General features: G+C 68.2%; 16 protein-coding genes. 6 read left to right on the forward strand and 10 right to left on the reverse strand.

Annotation, left to right across the window (positions count from 1 at the left end; translation table 11 throughout):
- The first annotated feature begins 13 nt into the window (after window positions 1-13).
- The gene (glpK, locus tag K320_RS0110735) at window positions 14-1,519 is read left to right on the forward strand and encodes a glycerol kinase GlpK (protein WP_024538838.1); all 1,506 of its coding nucleotides are present in this window, start codon (window positions 14-16) and stop codon (window positions 1,517-1,519) included.
- A 62-nt stretch (window positions 1,520-1,581) separates the two neighbouring features.
- Window positions 1,582-2,418: a pyrroline-5-carboxylate reductase gene (gene proC / locus K320_RS0110740; RefSeq protein ID WP_024538839.1), complete on the forward strand. Its 837-nt coding sequence runs from the start codon at window positions 1,582-1,584 to the stop codon at window positions 2,416-2,418.
- Here proC and ubiA read toward each other — a convergent pair whose 3' ends face one another.
- The 6 genes from ubiA to K320_RS19230 all read right to left on the reverse strand — a co-directional run bounded on the left by ubiA (window position 2,419) and on the right by K320_RS19230 (window position 6,873).
- Complete coding sequence (gene ubiA, locus K320_RS0110745) at window positions 2,419-3,306, reverse strand: 4-hydroxybenzoate octaprenyltransferase (RefSeq protein WP_024538840.1); 888 nt, start codon at window positions 3,304-3,306, stop codon at window positions 2,419-2,421.
- A gap of 65 nt (window positions 3,307-3,371) precedes the next feature.
- Window positions 3,372-3,878: a Dps family protein gene (locus tag K320_RS0110750; RefSeq protein ID WP_024538841.1), complete on the reverse strand. Its 507-nt coding sequence runs from the start codon at window positions 3,876-3,878 to the stop codon at window positions 3,372-3,374.
- A 149-nt stretch (window positions 3,879-4,027) separates the two neighbouring features.
- Window positions 4,028-4,993 carry a LysR substrate-binding domain-containing protein gene (locus K320_RS0110755; RefSeq protein WP_024538842.1) on the reverse strand — a complete coding sequence of 322 codons (966 nt, stop codon included), beginning with the start codon at window positions 4,991-4,993 and terminating at the stop codon, window positions 4,028-4,030.
- Window positions 4,994-5,019: 26 nt separating this feature from the next.
- The gene (locus K320_RS0110760) at window positions 5,020-5,631 is read right to left on the reverse strand and encodes a 2-hydroxychromene-2-carboxylate isomerase (RefSeq protein ID WP_024538843.1); all 612 of its coding nucleotides are present in this window, start codon (window positions 5,629-5,631) and stop codon (window positions 5,020-5,022) included.
- Window positions 5,632-5,696: 65 nt separating this feature from the next.
- On the reverse strand, window positions 5,697-6,425 hold the full coding sequence (locus K320_RS0110765; RefSeq protein ID WP_024538844.1) for an SDR family oxidoreductase: 729 nt from the start codon (window positions 6,423-6,425) through the stop codon (window positions 5,697-5,699).
- Window positions 6,426-6,504: 79 nt separating this feature from the next.
- Window positions 6,505-6,873, reverse strand: a complete 369-nt coding sequence (locus K320_RS19230; RefSeq protein WP_156913947.1) for a LysR substrate-binding domain-containing protein — start codon at window positions 6,871-6,873, stop codon at window positions 6,505-6,507.
- On the opposite strand from K320_RS19230, the gene K320_RS0110775 reads away from it, so the two are divergent.
- The gene (locus tag K320_RS0110775) at window positions 6,770-7,027 is read left to right on the forward strand and encodes a 2Fe-2S iron-sulfur cluster binding domain-containing protein (RefSeq protein ID WP_024538846.1); all 258 of its coding nucleotides are present in this window, start codon (window positions 6,770-6,772) and stop codon (window positions 7,025-7,027) included. The two genes, K320_RS19230 and K320_RS0110775, sit on opposite strands and share 104 nt — an antisense overlap.
- Window positions 7,028-7,089: 62 nt before the next feature.
- A complete protein-coding gene (locus K320_RS0110780) occupies window positions 7,090-7,521 on the forward strand; it encodes a tautomerase family protein (protein ID WP_024538847.1) in 432 nt (143 codons plus the stop codon).
- Here K320_RS0110780 and recG read toward each other — a convergent pair.
- Window positions 7,511-9,631 (reverse strand): ATP-dependent DNA helicase RecG, encoded by a 2,121-nt coding sequence (gene recG, locus K320_RS0110785; protein ID WP_024538848.1) that lies wholly within the window; start codon window positions 9,629-9,631, stop codon window positions 7,511-7,513. The two genes, K320_RS0110780 and recG, sit on opposite strands and share 11 nt — an antisense overlap.
- A gap of 41 nt (window positions 9,632-9,672) precedes the next feature.
- Here recG and K320_RS0110790 point away from each other — a divergent pair, with 41 nt between their 5' ends.
- Both K320_RS0110790 and queA read left to right on the forward strand, forming a co-directional pair.
- On the forward strand, window positions 9,673-10,959 hold the full coding sequence (locus tag K320_RS0110790) for an HD-GYP domain-containing protein (RefSeq protein ID WP_024538849.1): 1,287 nt from the start codon (window positions 9,673-9,675) through the stop codon (window positions 10,957-10,959).
- A gap of 38 nt (window positions 10,960-10,997) precedes the next feature.
- A complete protein-coding gene (queA, locus tag K320_RS0110795; RefSeq protein WP_024538850.1) occupies window positions 10,998-12,092 on the forward strand; it encodes a tRNA preQ1(34) S-adenosylmethionine ribosyltransferase-isomerase QueA in 1,095 nt (364 codons plus the stop codon).
- 27 nt (window positions 12,093-12,119) lie between these two features.
- Here queA and K320_RS0110800 read toward each other — a convergent pair whose 3' ends face one another.
- The 3 genes from K320_RS0110800 to K320_RS18715 form a co-directional block, all read right to left on the reverse strand.
- Window positions 12,120-13,289 carry a GGDEF domain-containing protein gene (locus tag K320_RS0110800; RefSeq protein WP_024538851.1) on the reverse strand — a complete coding sequence of 390 codons (1,170 nt, stop codon included), beginning with the start codon at window positions 13,287-13,289 and terminating at the stop codon, window positions 12,120-12,122.
- A 98-nt stretch (window positions 13,290-13,387) separates the two neighbouring features.
- A complete protein-coding gene (locus K320_RS0110805) occupies window positions 13,388-16,063 on the reverse strand; it encodes a diguanylate cyclase (RefSeq protein WP_024538852.1) in 2,676 nt (891 codons plus the stop codon).
- A gap of 21 nt (window positions 16,064-16,084) precedes the next feature.
- A complete protein-coding gene (locus K320_RS18715) occupies window positions 16,085-16,471 on the reverse strand; it encodes a diguanylate cyclase domain-containing protein (RefSeq protein WP_245593865.1) in 387 nt (128 codons plus the stop codon).
- Window positions 16,472-16,480: the final 9 nt, after the last annotated feature.

The following is a 16,480-nucleotide window of genomic DNA, read 5'->3' on the forward strand; positions in this document are numbered from 1 at the left end:
ATGCTTGCATGCCATGAGTTATCTGCTGGCCCTGGACCAGGGTACTTCCAGCTCGCGCAGCATCGTGTTTGACCGTGCAGGCCGCATCGTCGCACAGGCGCAGCGGGAGCTGCCGCAAATTTACCCGCAGCCGGGCTGGGTGGAGCACGACGCAGGGCGCATCTGGAGCGACCAACGCGCAACCATGCAGGATGCGCTGCGCCAGGCGGGGCTGTCGGCGCGGGACATCACGGGCATGGGCATCACCAACCAGCGCGAGACCACCGTGCTCTGGCACCGCGCGACGGGCGAGCCGCTGCACCATGCCATCGTCTGGCAGGACAGGCGCACCGCGCCGCTGTGCGAACAGCTGCGTGCGCAGGGCCATGCCGAGCGGATTGCGCGAAAGACCGGGCTGGTGATCGACGCGTATTTCTCCGCCACCAAGCTGCGCTGGCTGCTGGACCACATCCCCGGCGCGCGCGCGCAGGCCGCGCGCGGCGAGCTCGCCTTTGGCACGGTGGACAGCTGGCTCATCTGGAACCTGACCGCCGGCAGGCGCCACGCCACGGACGTGAGCAACGCCAGCCGCACCATGCTCTTCAACGTGCACACCAATACCTGGGACGAGGAGCTGCTGGCGCTCTTGGACATCCCGCGCAGCCTGCTGCCCGAGGTGCTGCCCTCCAGCGGCGATTTCGGCCAGACCGATGCCGCGCTGCTGGGAGCACCCGTCGCCATCGGCGGCGTGGCGGGCGACCAGCAGGCGGCGCTGTTCGGCCAGGCCTGCTCCTCGGCGGGCATGGCCAAGAACACCTACGGCACCGGCTGCTTCATGCTGATGCACACCGGAGAGCGGTTCCAGCCCTCCAGCAATGGCCTCATCACCACGGCGGCAGCGCAGACCGGCACCCAGCCGCAGTACGCGCTGGAAGGCAGCGTGTTCATCGGCGGCGCGGTGGTGCAATGGCTGCGCGACGGCCTGCATGCGATCAAGGCCAGCAGCGAGGTGCAGCAGCTCGCCGAAAGCGTGCCCGACGCGGGCGGCGTGGTGTTCGTGCCCGCCTTCACCGGCCTGGGCGCGCCGTACTGGGCACCGGACGCGCGCGGCACCATCACCGGCCTCACGCGCGGCAGCACGCTGGCGCACATCGCGCGTGCGGCGCTCGAATCCATCGCGTACCAGAGCGCGGCGCTGCTGGCGGCGATGGCGCGCGATGCCGCCGCAGCCGGGAGCGCGCCGGTGCATGAGCTGCGCGTCGATGGCGGCGCCTGCGTGAACGACCTGCTGATGCAGTTCCAGGCCGATCTGCTCGGCATCCCGGTGCTGCGCCCCGCCTGCGTGGAGACCACCGCCTGGGGCGCGGCCTGCCTGGCGGGACTGGCGGCCGGCCTCTACCAGGGCACGGACGAGATCGCCGCGCAGTGGCGCGTCGAGCGCCGTTTTGAGCCAACCATGCCGCGCACGCAGGCCCGCAGCCTGATGGCGCGCTGGGAACATGCGGTGGCACAGGCGGCGCTCCAGCCACCTATTTCATGAACCAAATATGGCTTCAGTGCAATACAGACAAGCGCGGACAGCTATCATTTAAAGGAAACACCATGACCACAGGCACCCACAACCCCCTGATCGCCTTCATCGGCGGCGGCAACATGGCCAGCGCACTGATCGGCGGACTGGTGCAGCAGGGCGTGAGCCCGGAGCAACTCACCGTCATCGAGCCCTTCGACGCCACGCGCGCCGCGCTGCTGGAGCGCTTCGGCATCCGCGCGGCGGCCGATGCCGTGGCCGCGGCCCCCACGCTGGCGCATGCCGATCTGGTGATCTGGGCCGTCAAGCCGCAGGTGTTTCGCGAAGCCACCGAACCCGTGGCGCCGCATGTGCGCTCCGCGCTGCACCTGAGCGTGGCGGCCGGCATCGCCACCGACAGCATCGCGCGCTGGCTGGGCACGGGCCGCATCGTGCGCGCCATGCCCAACATGCCGGCGCTGATCGGCCAGGGCATCAGCGGCCTGTTTGCACGCGCGCAAGTGAGCACGGTCGACAGGGCGCAGATCGAACGCGTGATGGGCTCCACCGGCGAGCTGCTGTGGGTACAGGAGGAAGGCCAGCTCGATGCGGTGACGGCGCTTTCCGGCTCCGGCCCGGCCTATGTGTTTTTCTTTCTTGAAGCCATGGTCCAGGCCGGACAGGCCATGGGGCTGAGCACGGAGCAATCGCAGCGCCTGGCGCTGGCCACCTTCCGCGGCGCGGCCGAGCTGGCCCTGCGCTCCGATGAATCACCCGCCACGCTGCGCCAGCGCGTCACCAGCAAGGGCGGCACCACGCATGCCGCCATCGCCTCGATGCAGCAGGCGCAGGTGCCGGAGCATTTCATCGCCGCCATGAAGGCCGCCGAGCAGCGGGCCCGTGAGCTGGCCGCCGAATTCGGCGCCTGATCAACCGAACGCCAGCGACAGCGCAATCCCGGCGAACACCGTCGCGCCCAGCCAGTGGTTCTGGCTGAAGGCGACGAAGCAGCCTGCGCGCGTGCGGTCCCTGATCAGCGTGTAATGCCACAGCGCCTGTGCCGCGGCAACCGCAAATGCTATGTAAAGAAGAGCTGACGGCGCATGGCTGGCGGCGAAAAACAGCCATATGGCCAGATAGCACAGGTAAAACAGCATGATCGCCGCCACGTCCAGGCGCCCGAGCGTGATGGCCGAGGTCTTCATGCCTATCCTGAGGTCATCGTCGCGGTCCACCATGGCGTACTCAGTGTCGTAGGCCAGCACCCAGAACAGGTTGCCCACGAGCAGCAGCCAGCCTTCCAGCGGCACCTGGTTCTGCACCGCCGCGAACGCGATCGGAATACCGAAGCTGAAGGCCACGCCCAGTACCGCCTGCGGCATGGAAACATGGCGCTTGGCGTAGGGGTAGGCAATGGCAATCGCCAGCGCCGGAAACGAGAGCGCAATCGCCGTGGCGTTGGTCGTGAGCACCAGCAAGAAGGCAATGAAGGCCAGCACCGCGCCGACGGCCAGCGCCTCGCGCGCGCCGAGCTCGCCGGTGGTGACCGGGCGGCGGGCGGTGCGCTTCACATGCCGGTCGAACTCGCGGTCCGCCACGTCGTTGACGCAGCAGCCCGCCGAGCGCATGAGGATGGTGCCGGCAACGAATACGGCAAGCAGGTGCCAGCCCGGAAAGCCGCCTGCCGCCAGCCACAGCGCCGACAGCGTGGGCCAGAGCAGCACCAGCCAGCCGGCCGGGCGGTTGAAGCGGATCAGATCGAGGTAAAGCGCAAGCCGGGTGCGCTGCGGCGGGGCGGCAAGGGTGGAATCCGTCATGCGCCGATTGTCGCGCCATCAAAAATGCCCGCCGCGGGCGGGCATGGTGGCGACGCTTCAGGCCGTCACTCTTGCAGCAGCGAACGCAGCATCCACGCCGTCTGCTCATGCACCGTGAGGCGCTGGGTCAGCAGATCGGCGGTGGGTTCGTCGCCCGCCTTCTCCACCGCCGCAAACAGCCCGCGCGCGGTGCGCGCCACGGCTTCATGGCCCTGCACCAGGATGCGCACCATCTCCAGCGCCCTGGGCGGCTCGGCCGGGGCGTCGGCGACGCTGGCGAGTTTGCCGTAGGCAGCGTACGAGCCCGGTGCCACATGGCCAAGCGAGCGGATGCGCTCGGCGATCGGGTCCACCGCGTTCCACAGCTCGGTGTACTGCACCATGAACATGGCGTGCAGGGTGTTGAACATCGGCCCCGTCACGTTCCAGTGGAAATTGTGCGTGGTGAGGTAGAGCGTGTAGGTATCGGCCAGCAGGCGCGAGAGCCCCTGGGCGACGGCGGCACGGTCTTTCTCGCTGATGCCGATGTTGATGGCGATGCCGCCGGCGGCGGTTTTGCTGGTCTTGGCCATGGCATTTCCTTTCTGTTTGGCAGCTCCGCAGCGCGCGGAGACCATGGCAAAACTATAGCTGCAAACGCTTGATTTGTCTGTGTTCTGGCGATGAATTGTGCCAATGCCAGAGATAGCCTGCGGCAATGCAGGAGACAGCGCCCCGGGCGCTATCCGCCGAGCATCTGCACACCTTGCAGATCGCAGGCGTGCACCGCGTTGCGCAGCGCGGCAATCGCCTCGTAGCGCGTGAAGCTGCGCCGCCAGGCCAGCACCACGCGCCGGCTCGGCGGCGCGGCGTCGCTCTCTTCGATGATGGGCAGATAACGGATGAAGGGCTCGTCCGAACGGCGCCGGCGCACGGTGGACAGCGCGTCGTCGGGCACCGCCAGGCGCGGCACCAGCGTCACGCCCATGCCGGCCGAGACCATGTGCTTGATGGTCTCCAGCGACGAACCCTCGAAGGTGCGGCGTATGCCTTCCGCGTTGGTCGCGTAGCGCGCAAATTCCGGGCAGACTTCCAGCACATGGTCGCGAAAGCAATGGCCGGTGCCCAGCAGCAGCATGGTTTCGTTCTTGAGCTCCAGCGCCGAAACCGATTCACGCTCGGCCAGCGGGTGGCTTGAAGGCACGGCGGCCAGAAACGGCTCGTCGTACAGCGGCGCGATCGCCAGGCCCGCATCGGGGAAGGGCTCGGCCAGGATGGCGCAATCGATCTCGCCGGTGCGCAGCATCTCCAGCAGCTTGACGGTGAAGTTCTCCTGCAGCATCAAGGGCATCTGCGGCGTGCGCTTGAGCGACTGGCGCACCAGCTCGGGCAGCAGGTAAGGGCCTATGGTGTAGATGATGCCGAGCGTGAGCGCACCGGCCAGCGGGTCCTTGCCGCGCTTGGCGATCTCGCGGATGGATGCCGCCTGCTCCAGCACGCTTTGCGCCTGGCGCACGATTTCCTCGCCCAGCGTGGTCAGCGTCACATCGGCGGCGCTGCGCTCGAAAATCTTGACTTCCAGCTCTTCCTCCAGCTTCTTCACCGCCACCGATAGCGTGGGCTGCGCCACGAAGCAGGCCTCGGCCGCGCGGCCGAAATGCCGCTCGCGCGCCACGGCGACGATGTACTTGAGTTCAGTCAGGGTCATGCCTTATCTTGCCTCAAATTGCGCCGTCATCGCACGATTTCTTCCTCGACCTGGCGCAACCGATCCTTGCCGAAAAACATCTCATCGCCGACGAAGAAGGTCGGAATGCCGAAAGCGCCGCGCTCATGGGCCTGCTGGGTGTTGGCCAGCAAACGCTCCTTGACATCGGCGTCCTGGCTCGCCGCGAGGATGGCCGGCGCATCGAGCCCCGCCGCCGACAGTTCGGCGGCGATGACCTGCGGGTCCGCCATGGCGCATCCGCGTTCCCACATGCTGGCGTACACCGCATCCACGTAGCGCGCAAAGCAGTTCAGCTTCTGCGCCGCCACCGCGCCGCGCATGATCTGCAGCGTATTCACCGGGAAATGGGGGTTGAACCGGAAGGCGGTGAGCCCGTGCTTGTCCACGAAGCGCTGCATTTCCAGATGCTCGTAGGCAAGCTTGTGGGGAATGTGCGCGTAGGCCTCGACGGGCGAGCGGTTGTTGGCCATCTTGAACAGCCCGCCGAGCAGAACCGGGATGTACTCGAACCGGGCGCCGATCCTGGCCTCCAGCTGCGGCAGGACCTTGTGGCACAGGTAGGCGTTGGGGCTGCCGAAATCAAACAGGAATTGAACGTTCTTGTTCTTGGAATGCATGGTGTTTCCTCAAAAGATGCGGGACGGTCGAACGAGGGGCGCTGGCAGGGGCTGGAAGGCGCTGGTCACCATGCCTCCATCCAGGGGCGGATCTCCGTCTCGTGCGTCCAGGCGTCGCGCGGCTGCTGGTGCAGGTTCCAGTAAAGGTCGGCGATGTGCTCGGGATCGACGATGCCACCCTGGTCCTTCATCGCATAGCGCTCGGGAAAGGTGGTTCGGATGAACTCGGTGTCGATGGCGCCATCGATCACCGGGTGCGCCACGTGGATGCCCTTGGGCCAGAGCTCGCGCGCCATGCTCTGCGCCAGCGCGCGCAGCGCGTGCTTGGCGCCGGCGAAGGCGGCGAAGCCTTCACGCCCGCGCAGGCTGGCCGTGGCCCCCGTGAAGATGATGGTGCCGCGGCCGCGCGGCAGCATGGCCTTGGCGACCTCGCGGCCCATCAGAAAGCCGCCGAAGCAGGCCATCTCCCACACCTTGAAGTACACGCGCGCCGTGGTCTCGGTGATGCCGTAGCGCACGTTGGCGCCGATGTTGAACACGGCGGCCTCGATGGGAGCGATCTCGGCCTCGATCTTCTGCACCAGGGCCACCATTTCTTCTTCCTTGCGCGCGTCGCTGCCAAAGCCGTGGGCCTCGCCGCCCGCGGCGCGGATCTCCTCCACGAGTGGCGCCAGCTTGTCCGCGCTGCGGCGCGTGACGCAGGCGACATAGCCTTCGCGCGCAAAGCGCCTGGCAATGGCGCCACCGGTTGCGTCGCCAGCGCCGATGACCAGAACGGCTTTCTTTTCTGCCATGGGGTTTCCCCTTTTCCTGTTCCCTTGCACGACCGCGAATGCGGACAACACGCATCTGCAGCCCGAATTCTCCAGCGTCCTACTGGCTTGCCGATTCCCGTTGACGGAACGTCTGGATGGATGCGAGAAACTCCTTGAGCACGGACGACGGGTCACCCCGTCTGAACATGCAGCGCAGATCCACATATGCCGACGGCTCGTCATTGAAGGGAAGATACACCACGCCCGGCGCCTTGAGTGCACTGACGGACTGCGGCACCAGTGCGATCCCCATGCCGCCGGCCACATGCGCCATGCCTAGACTCGGTCGCACTAGGTTGATCACGGGATTCCGGGAGCGCGGCATGGACCAGTACGAAATCAGCATTCTCGAGACCAGCGAGACGGTGCGATGCAGCCCGGGGCAATCCATTCTGGACGGCATCGTCACGCTGGGCCGCAAAGGCATCCCGACGGGCTGCCGCGGCGGTGGCGGTGGCGTCTGCAAGGTGGAAATCCTCGGCGGCTGCTATGCACGCAGGCCCATGAGCCGGGCAATCACGCGGGCACGCAGGTGGCCTGGGCGCTGGAAATGCTGCTGGCACCCGAAGCCGCGGCCATGACCGGCTCGTCGCTTATGCTGGATGCGGGCCGCAGGCGCGGCTTGCCTTGAAAGACACTCACCATGCCGATACTCAACATTCACCTGGTGCGCGGGCAGCACGCCCAGGACAAGGTCGAAGAACTGCTCAAGCGGTGCAGCAGGCTTTTTGCCGAAGGCTTGCACTGCCCGATCGAGCGCGTGCGCGTATTCGCCACCGAGCATGAGCCCCACCTGTATTGCGTGGGCGGCCAGCTAGTGCGCGATGGCGCGGGGCCGACGCCCTATTTTTCGTTCATCGTGCTGGAAGACCGCTCGCAGGCGGACCGCCAGATGCTGCTTGCTGGGTTCACCGAGCTGATTGCCGAGGTGCTCGGCGTCCGCAAGGCCGATGTGCGCGGCGGCATCGTGCCGGTCGCGCCCGAGGACTGGGGCATTGGCGGAGTACCCGCCAGCGCCCTGCGCAGCGCTGAAATCGAAGCCCGCCGCAACACGCCCGGAGCCGTCAGGCCTTGAGGAATTCCGCCCGCCCACCCAGCCAGCGCTCGATGTGCGCCTGCGCCAGCGCCGGGTAGCGCGCCAGCATCTGCGGCGCCACCGCGCGCGCCCAATCGAGCAAGGCGCCGTCCTGCGCCAGATCGGCGAAGCGCAGCATCGCGTCGCCCGACTGGCGCGCCCCGAGGAACTCGCCCGGGCCGCGGATGTCCAGATCGCGGCGCGCGATCTCGAAGCCGTCGTGGGTTTGCAGCATGGCCTTGAGCCGCTCGCGCGCCGCCTGCGCCAGATGCCCGCTCTCGCCTCTGGCGTACAGCAGCACGCAGGCCGAGGCCGCCGCGCCGCGCCCCACGCGCCCGCGCAACTGGTGCAGTTGCGAGAGGCCAAAGCGCTCGGCATGGTCGATCACCATCAGGCTGGCGTTGGGCACGTCCACGCCCACCTCGATCACCGTGGTGCTCACCAGCACGGCCGTCCGCCCCGCCTTGAAACCCTCCATCACCGCCTGCTTTTCGCCCGCTGGCATGCGCGAATGCAGCAAACCCACCGAGGCGCCCGGCAGCGCCTCGGCCAACTCGGCGTGGGTGGCGGTGGCGTTGGTCAGGTCCAGCGCCTCGCTTTCCTCGATCAGCGGGCAGACCCAGTAGGCCTGCCGGCCCCGCGCCACCTGCTGCGCCAGGCGCGCAATGACTTCATCGCGCCGGCTGTCGGCGATCAGGCGCGTGACGACAGGCGTGCGCCCCGGTGGCAATTCATCCAGCGTGGAGACATCCAGATCGGCGTAATAGCTCATCGCCAGCGTGCGCGGAATGGGCGTGGCGGTCATCATCAGAAGGTGCGGCTCCATCTCCCCGCCGGCGGTTTTTTGCCGCAGTGCCAGGCGCTGGGCGACGCCAAAGCGATGCTGCTCATCGATCACCGCCAGGCCCAGGCGGGCGAACCGCACCTGCTGCTGGATCACCGCATGCGTGCCCACCACCAGCGCCGCCGCGCCCTGTGCAATCGCCTCCAGCGCCGTGGCGCGCTCCTTCTTTTTCTGCCCGCCGACCAGCCAGGCGACGCATTGCCCGCGCGCCTGCAAGAGCGGCTGCAGCCACTGCACCAGCTTGGCAAAGTGCTGGCTGGCCAGGATTTCGGTGGGCGCCATCAGCGCGCATTGCCAGCCCGCATCCATCGCGCGCGCCGCCGCCAGCGCCGCCACCACGGTCTTGCCCGCGCCCACATCGCCCTGCAGCAGGCGGTGCATGGGCTGGGGGCGCGCCAGGTCGTGCGCGATCTCGCGGCCCACGCGCTGCTGCGCGCCGGTGAGTGCAAACGGCAGCGCGGCCATCAGCCCCGCATGCAGGCTGCCCGCACCGTCACCCGGCGCCAGCACCGGCGCCCGCAAACGCGCACGTTCGGCGCGCGACCGGCATTGCGAGAGCTGCTGCGCCAGCAGTTCCTCGGCCTTCAGTCGCTGCCAGGCGGGATGGCTGTGGTCCTCCAGCGTGGCCAGCGCCACGTCGGGTGCGGGGTGGTGCAAAAAAAGGAGTGCTTCGCGCAAGCTCCATATGTGCAAATGGCCATTTTGACCATGAACGGCAAGCGGCGGCACCGGCCACTCGGGTGCCAGCGTTTCATCCAGCCGCACACGCGTGAGCGCCATGGCCACCGCGCGGCGCAGATAGGCCTGCGGCAGTTGCGCCGTGCTCGGGTACACCGGCGTGAGTGCCGCGGGCAACGGTCCTTCGGCCTTGCGAAACGCCGGATGCAACATCTGCCGTCCCCAGAAGCCGCCGCGCACCTCGCCGCGTGCGCGCAGGCGCTCGCCCACCGCCATGGTTTTCTGCTGCGACGGGTAGAAGCTGAAGAAGCGCAGCTCGCAGCGCCCCGTGCCATCGTCGAGAACCACGACGAGCTGGCGGCGCGGGCGCAGCTGCACGCTGCAATCGAGCACCGTGCCCTCGATCTGCGCCACCTCGCCTTCGCGGGCGTTTCTGATCGGCGTGATGCGCGTCTCGTCCTCGTAGCGCAGCGGCAGGTGCAGCGCCAGGTCGATGTCGCGCACCAGGCCAAGCCTGGCCAGCGCGCGCTGCGCCGGGCTCTGGTTCGGCTTCGCCGATTTGGGTGAAACAGCTGGTAACTTGCCCACGCAAAGAGGCTACCATGTGGTCACCACGCTGCCCCACCCGCATGCTCAAGCGCATAGACGTCAGCCACCTCTCGCAAGGCATGTTCATCCACGAGTTCTGCGGCTCGTGGATGGAGCATCCGTTCTGGCGCACCCGCTTTCTGCTCAAGAGCGATCACGATCTGCGGCGCATTCGCGGCAGTTCCATCCAGGAGGTGTGGATAGACACGGACCGAGGCCTGGATGTGGCCCCGCATGCGCCCGCCACCACGCGCAGCGAAGCAGACGACGCCATCGACAGTGCCCTCGCCAGCATCGATGCCCAGCCTGGCGCGCTGACTGCCGCGCCCTCCGTGCCCTCCGCGCCGCGCCGCGCGGACCGCGGCCCCGCCACGATGACCGAGGAATTGCACCGTGCCAGCGCGATCTGCCATACGGCCAAGACCGCCGTGGTGTCCATGTTCCGGGAGGCGCGCATGGGCCAGGCGATCGATGCGCGCGACGCCGCTTCGCTGGTCGAGGAGATCTCCGGCTCGCTCACGCGCAACCCCGGCGCGCTCATCAGCCTGGCGCGCCTGAAAACCGCCAACGAATACACCTACATGCATTCGGTGGCGGTATCGGCGCTGATGGTTGCGCTGGCGCGCCAGCTCGGCCTGGACGCGGCCACGGTGCAGCAGGCCGGCATGGCGGGCCTGCTGCACGACCTGGGCAAGGCCGGGATCGCCGACGCCATCCTCAACAAGCCGGGCGCGCTGACGGACGAGGAATTCGACACCATGCGCAGCCACCCCGCGCTCGGCCACGCGATGCTGCGTCCCTGCGGCCTTGCGCCGCAGGTGCTCGATGCCTGCCTGCACCACCACGAAAAAATCGACGGCACCGGCTACCCGCACCGCCTGATGGGCAGCGGCGTACACCTGCTGGCCCGCATGAGCGCGATCTGCGACGTCTATGACGCCATCACCTCCAACCGCCCCTACAAGGCGGGCTGGGACCCTTCCGAATCGCTGCGGCGCATGGCCGAATGGACCAGGGGCCACTTTGACAGCCGCCTCTTCCAGGCCTTCGTCAAATGCATGGGCATCTACCCCACGGGCTCGCTGGTGCGGCTCAGCTCCGGGCACCTGGCGATCGTGCTCGAACAATCACCGGGCACGCTGCTGGCGCCGCGCGTCAGGGCATTTTTCTCGCTCTCTTCCGGCCTGCGGATTGCGCCTGAAACAATGGATTTGTCCGACCCCGGCTGCGGTGAAAAAATCCTCGGGCGCGAAGACCCATCGCAGTGGAATTTCCCGGATCTGCACCGGCTCTGGGTCGAGCCCGGCGGCGCGACAATCGCACGCTGACCCTTTGTTGCATTGGCGCGCTCCTGCGCGCCCATCCCATGCCCGACCCAACCGATCACGCCTTCACGCTCAGTGATTTCGATTTTGACCTGCCCGGCGAACTGATTGCCCAGCACCCGGCGCCGCAGCGCAGCAGCTCGCGCCTGCTCGACGGCCGCGGCTGGCCGCCCGTGGACCGGATCTTCCGCAGCCTGCCCGAGCTGCTGGCACCGGGCGACCTGATGGTGTTCAACGACACCCGCGTGCTCAAGGCGCGGCTGTTTGGCCAGAAGGCCAGTGGCGGCCATGTGGAGCTGCTGATCGAACGCGTGCTGCGCGAGGGCGAAGTCATCGCCCACATGAAGGTGAGCAAGAAGCCCGCGCCCGGCGCGGTGCTGCACTTTGCCGGCGGCCGGCAGCAGGGCGGCTTTGACGCGCAGATGCTGGCGCGCTGGCCCGACGCGCAGGGCGCGCTGTTTCACCTGCGGCTCACGGGCGCGGCGGGCGAATCGCCCTGGGAGCTGATGCAGCGCCACGGCCACCTGCCGCTGCCGCCCTACATAGAGCGCCACCAGGACGGCGGGCATGACCCCGACGAGGCCGAAGACAACGAGCGCTACCAGACCATTTTCGCGCGCCAGCCCGGCGCGGTGGCCGCGCCCACGGCCGCGCTGCACTTTGACGACGGCGTGATGGCGCGGCTGGCGGCACGCGGCGTCGAGGCCGCGCAGGTCACGCTGCATGTGGGCGCGGGCACTTTCCAGCCCGTGAAGACCGAAGCCATCGCCGAGCACCACATGCACAGCGAGTGGTACCAGGTACCGGCCGCGACCATGGACGCCATCGCGGCGTGCCGCGCGCGCGGCGGCCGCGTGCTGGCCATAGGCACCACCACGGTGCGCACGCTGGAATCCTGGGCGCTCACCGGCCGCGCCGAGGGCGACACGGACATCTTCATCACGCCGGGGTTCGGCTTCAAGGTGGTGGATCTGCTCATCACCAACTTTCACTTGCCCAAAAGCACGCTGATGATGCTGGTGAGCGCCTTCGCCGGCCACGCGCGCACCATGCAGCTGTACCGCCACGCCATCGCTGCGCGCTACCGTTTCTTCAGCTACGGCGACGCGATGCTGCTGGCACGCGCGAGCGCATAGGCCAGGCGTCCGGCACGCTTTTCAGGGCTACGCCACGGCCTGGAATTTCACCGCTTTTTCTGCCAGGACGCTGCGGTCGCGCCCCGCGCCCTTGGCGCGGTACAGCGCCTCGTCGGCGCAGGCGATCAGGCCCGCGGCGCCAGAGCCGCCACGGCTGGGATCGGCCGGCGCGGGTACCCGGCTGCACACCCCGATGCTGACGGTGACGTATGGCGCCACCGGCGAATCGGCATGGTTCAGCTGCAGCGCGCGCACCGCCTGGAGCACGCGCTCGGCCACGGCGACGCTGCCTTCGCGATCGGTATCGGGCAGGACCACCACCAGCTCCTCGCCGCCGTAGCGCGCCAGCAGGTCGGTATCGCGCTTGAGCACGCCGGCCACGGCACGCACCACGACTTGCAGGCAGATGTCACCCTGCCGATGGCCGTACCAGTCGTTGTAGCGCTTGAAATGGTCCAGGTCGATCATCAACAGGCCGACATGGCGCTCCTGGCGCCAGGCCAGGCTGCAGGCCTGTTCGATGCGCTCATCGAAATGCGCGCGGTTGGCAATGCCCAGCAGCCCGTCGGTGCGCACCATGGCGCGCAGGGCCTGGTTGGCTTCTTCCAGCGCACGCGTGCGCTCGGCCACGCGCTCTTCCAGCTGCTGGTTGGCCAGGGCCAGCTGGCGGTTCTGGCTGATCAATGCGTTGTACAGGCGGGTCACCAGCTGGGTCAGCACCCGGGTGCCGGCGTCGCGCGGTTCGCCTTCGTCCTCGAACGCCTGGGCCGGCGTGCGGCCCTGCTCGACCGCACGCACTTGGCGCGCCAGCGACTGGTCCGCGCCCAGGATATGCAGCGCCATCCACGAGGTGAGGAAATCCGTCAGCGTGACGCGCAGGTCCGGCAGGCTGGCGCGCTGGCCCCATATCGCCTGCAGGTGCTCGACGAACTGCGTGTGCGCCGCCAGATGGCTGGCGATGAAGCGCGGGTCCAGCGCCATGCGGCGCATCAGCGCCTCTTCCTCGGCAAAGTGCGATTCGGTATAGCGCAGCAAGCGATCGAAGGCATCTGCCAGCGGCCCTTCGTCCTGCACGCCGTGCACGAACAGCGCCAGGCCGAGCCCATTGAAGAGGTTGACGAGCTCACGGTGCTGCCCGTCCATCTCGGGCAGGCCGGTGGCAAAGCTTTCGTCCCAGACAAAGGCGGTTCTCATCATGACCGTTCACCACTTGGCAAGTCGCAGTGGGGAGCAAGCATACGCCCAACACCCGGGTTTGCGATGTCCGGCATAACCCTTGCCGCGGCGGCGAACGGTCATGCGCCATCCAGGGCCACGCGGTTGCGCCCTCCGCTCTTGGCGCGATAGAGGCTGGCGTCGGCCCGCGCCAAAAGATCGGCGGGCGTACCGTCTTCCCGGGGAACACCGCTGGCTGCGCCGATGCTGATGGTCACCACGCCTGCCGCCGGCGAGCTGGCGTGCGGCAACTGCAGCGCCTGCACCGCCGCGCGCAGGCTTTCGGCGACGGACAAGGCGCCGGCGGCATCAATGTCGGGCAGCAGACAGACGAACTCCTCCCCGCCGTAGCGCGCCACCAGGTCATGGGCGCGCCCCAGACCTGTTCTGAGCGTCCCCGCCACGGCCCGCAGGCAGGCATCGCCCTGCTGATGCCCATACTGGTCGTTGTAGGGCTTGAAGTGGTCGATGTCGATCATCAGCAGCGACAGCGGCTGCCCGCTGCGCGCGCAGCGGCGCCACTCGATCTGCAGCTGGTCATCGAAATGCCTGCGGTTGGCCACACCCGTCAACCCATCCACATAAGCCAGCTGGCGCAACTGGCGCTCCGTGGCCTCCAGCCGCAGCTGCTGGTGCTTGGCCTCGGTCACGTCCTGGATGTAGCCATGCCAGAGCACCGCGCCGTCGGGCTGGCGCTGGGGCCTGGCCAGCGCATGCAGCCAGCGCTCACCGAGCCGCGGCAGCAGGTAGCGGAATTCCCTGCGCCACACCTGCAGCGACTGCGCCGATGCCTGGATGCTCTGCACGCCGCCCGGCAGGTCCTCGGGATGCACGCGGGCGAACACCGGTGCCGCATCGCGCTGCAGCTCCTCGGGGGTAAAGCCGTATACATCGGCCGCGCCCGCACTGGCGTATGGAAAATAGCTGCTGCCATCGGCGTTCAGGCGGAACTGGTAGATCATGCCGGGCACGTTTTCCGCCAGGCGCTCCAGCCGTTCGCTGACTTCGCGCCGCTCGGTCGCATCGTAGGCATAGCCATACCAGAGCACGGCGCCGTCGCCCGCCGCCTGGGGCCGCGCGGTCGCGTGGATCCAGCGCTCGCCTCGACCGGACAGCTGCACGCGGAATTCCCGCTCCCACAGCGAGAGCTCGCGCGCGGAGACCGCCGTACTCGCCATCCAGCCAGGCAAATCCTCCGGATGGATGCGGGCCATCAAGCGCTGCGCGTCCTCGTACAGTTCCTCGGGCGTCAGGTCGTACAGCGCCGAGGCGCCAGCGCTGACGTAGGGAAAGTGCGAGCGGCCGTCGCGATCGAGCTGGACCTGAAACAAAGCGCCGGGCACGTTCTGCAGCAGACGGTCGAGCCGCTCGCGCGCCTGGCGCGTCTCGGTCACGTCGTGAATGTAGCCATGCCAGAGCACCGCGTCGCCTTCCACGCGCTGCGGCCGCGCCATGCCGTGCATCCAGCGCACGCCGCACCCGGGAAGCTGCACCCGGTATTCATCCTCCCACACGCCGAGCGTGCGCGCCGACGTCTGAATGCTCCGCAGCACCTGGTCCGCATCCTGCGGATGCAGGCGCGCCAGCACGGCGGAGGCATCGGTGCGGATTTCCTCGGGGCTGAGCCCGTAGACCTCGCGCACGCCGGGGGTGGCGTACGGAAAGCTGCTGCGGCCGTCAGGCTCCATGCGGTACTGGTAGATCATGCCGGGCACGTTCTCCAGCAGCTGGTCGAGCATCTGGTGCAGGCGGGCGGCCTCGGCCTGCACCGCGGCCTGCTGGCGCTCCACCAGGCGGCGGCGCCGGCGCACGGCGGCCGTGCCGAACATGCCCACGGCCAGCGTCAGCAGATAAGCACTGCCGACCACCGCCACCTCGCTGCGCCACGCGGCAAACACCGCCTGCCAGTCGCGTCCTACGGCCGCCACCAGCGGGCGATCCAGCGGCAGCCCGCTGCTGGAGCCGAGCGTGCTCAGCGCCACGATGCGCAGCGGCCCGCCAGGCTGCAGCGCGCCCCGCTGCACGCTGTCGGCCTGGCCGCTGTCCTGGTGCAGCCTGAATGGCAGTCCCGCCCGCGGACCGGCATCGGCCGCCGCCGTATCGCCCGACACCGTCATGAAGCGGCTGCCGTCGGCATGGATCAGGCTTGCAAGCATGTCCGGCGCATAGCGCACGGCTTCAAACCCGGCGCGCAGCTCGTCTTCTTCCAGCGAGGCGGAGACCGCCCCCACATAGGCCCCCTGCGCATCGCGCAGCGCGCGCGAGAGAATCACGGTCTGCCGGCCCAGCCCGCCCACCAGCGGTGCGCTGACCAGCAGAAGATCGGACGAGGCCGAGCGGCGGCGCACGACATCCTCGCGCTGGCCGGTCCGCAGGCCCACCAGCTGCGGGCGGCTGGACGCGATCACCGTGCCATCGGCATCGAGCACGTTCACCGCACGCACGCCGACGATGGCATCCTCGAAGGCCTGCAACTGCCACTGCAGCTCCTGCGCGCCGTCGGTCTGCCGTTGCCAGCGGGGCAGGCGCTCCATGATCCTGCCCAGGCCCAGGTAGATCATGCGAAAGTCCACCTGCAGCTGCTGACGCAGCACCTGCGCCTGCTGCGCCAGCACCTCGCGTTCGTGCGCCTCGGTCTGGCGGTGCGCCTGCCACAGCACCAGCGCCAGCACCGCACCCAGCATGAGCCAGGCCAGCAGCAGCCAGGAAATTTCTCCGTGGCGCTGGCGGTGGGAGGATCGCTGCGGGCGCGGCATGTATCAAATTGTGAACATCTGTCAAGCCCGGCGCAAGCACCCCCGGGACAGAATGCGGACTGCTTCTGAAAAACAGAACGAAAAAGCCGATTTGCGCTTTACAGGAAAGCGCAAGAAGCTATTTTTTCTATAGTATTGCAATACCATCGAAAGCCCCATTGCGCGCTGATTCCCTGGCGCGATGGAGCTGGGCATCGGCCTGCGGGCACCGAGGCCGCCCGCCTGGTGGCCATAGCGGTCGTTGCAGCGCTTGAAGTCGTCCACGTCGATCACGAGCGGGGCCGCGCTCAGGCCGTTTCGGGCGCGGCGCGGCCATGCCCTCGCCAGCGTGTCCGCGGGCGGGCCGGTCTCCGATGCAGGGGCGGCGGTTGACAAAGAGGCCTCTCGAAATCGCAGCGCGCAGCGCACGCCAGCGCC

Source organism: Comamonas badia DSM 17552 (genome assembly GCF_000484635.1).
Lineage (GTDB): Bacteria > Pseudomonadota > Gammaproteobacteria > Burkholderiales > Burkholderiaceae_C > Comamonas_C > Comamonas_C badia.

Coding starts and splice junctions, on each gene's coding strand:
- K320_RS0110760 (WP_024538843.1), bottom strand. CDS start 5,631: ATGCATTCCAAGAACAAGAACGTTCAATTCCTGTTTGATTTCGGCAGC.
- K320_RS0110805 (WP_024538852.1), bottom strand. CDS start 16,063: ATGCCGCGCCCGCAGCGATCCTCCCACCGCCAGCGCCACGGAGAAATT.
- K320_RS0110780 (WP_024538847.1), top strand. CDS start 7,090: ATGCCGATACTCAACATTCACCTGGTGCGCGGGCAGCACGCCCAGGAC.
- K320_RS19230 (WP_156913947.1), bottom strand. CDS start 6,873: ATGCCTTTGCGGCCCAGCGTGACGATGCCGTCCAGAATGGATTGCCCC.
- K320_RS0110775 (WP_024538846.1), top strand. CDS start 6,770: ATGGACCAGTACGAAATCAGCATTCTCGAGACCAGCGAGACGGTGCGA.
- ubiA (WP_024538840.1), bottom strand. CDS start 3,306: ATGACGGATTCCACCCTTGCCGCCCCGCCGCAGCGCACCCGGCTTGCG.
- K320_RS0110800 (WP_024538851.1), bottom strand. CDS start 13,289: ATGATGAGAACCGCCTTTGTCTGGGACGAAAGCTTTGCCACCGGCCTG.
- K320_RS0110765 (WP_024538844.1), bottom strand. CDS start 6,425: ATGGCAGAAAAGAAAGCCGTTCTGGTCATCGGCGCTGGCGACGCAACC.
- K320_RS0110790 (WP_024538849.1), top strand. CDS start 9,673: ATGCTCAAGCGCATAGACGTCAGCCACCTCTCGCAAGGCATGTTCATC.
- proC (WP_024538839.1), top strand. CDS start 1,582: ATGACCACAGGCACCCACAACCCCCTGATCGCCTTCATCGGCGGCGGC.
- queA (WP_024538850.1), top strand. CDS start 10,998: ATGCCCGACCCAACCGATCACGCCTTCACGCTCAGTGATTTCGATTTT.
- glpK (WP_024538838.1), top strand. CDS start 14: ATGAGTTATCTGCTGGCCCTGGACCAGGGTACTTCCAGCTCGCGCAGC.
- K320_RS0110755 (WP_024538842.1), bottom strand. CDS start 4,993: ATGACCCTGACTGAACTCAAGTACATCGTCGCCGTGGCGCGCGAGCGG.
- K320_RS0110750 (WP_024538841.1), bottom strand. CDS start 3,878: ATGGCCAAGACCAGCAAAACCGCCGCCGGCGGCATCGCCATCAACATC.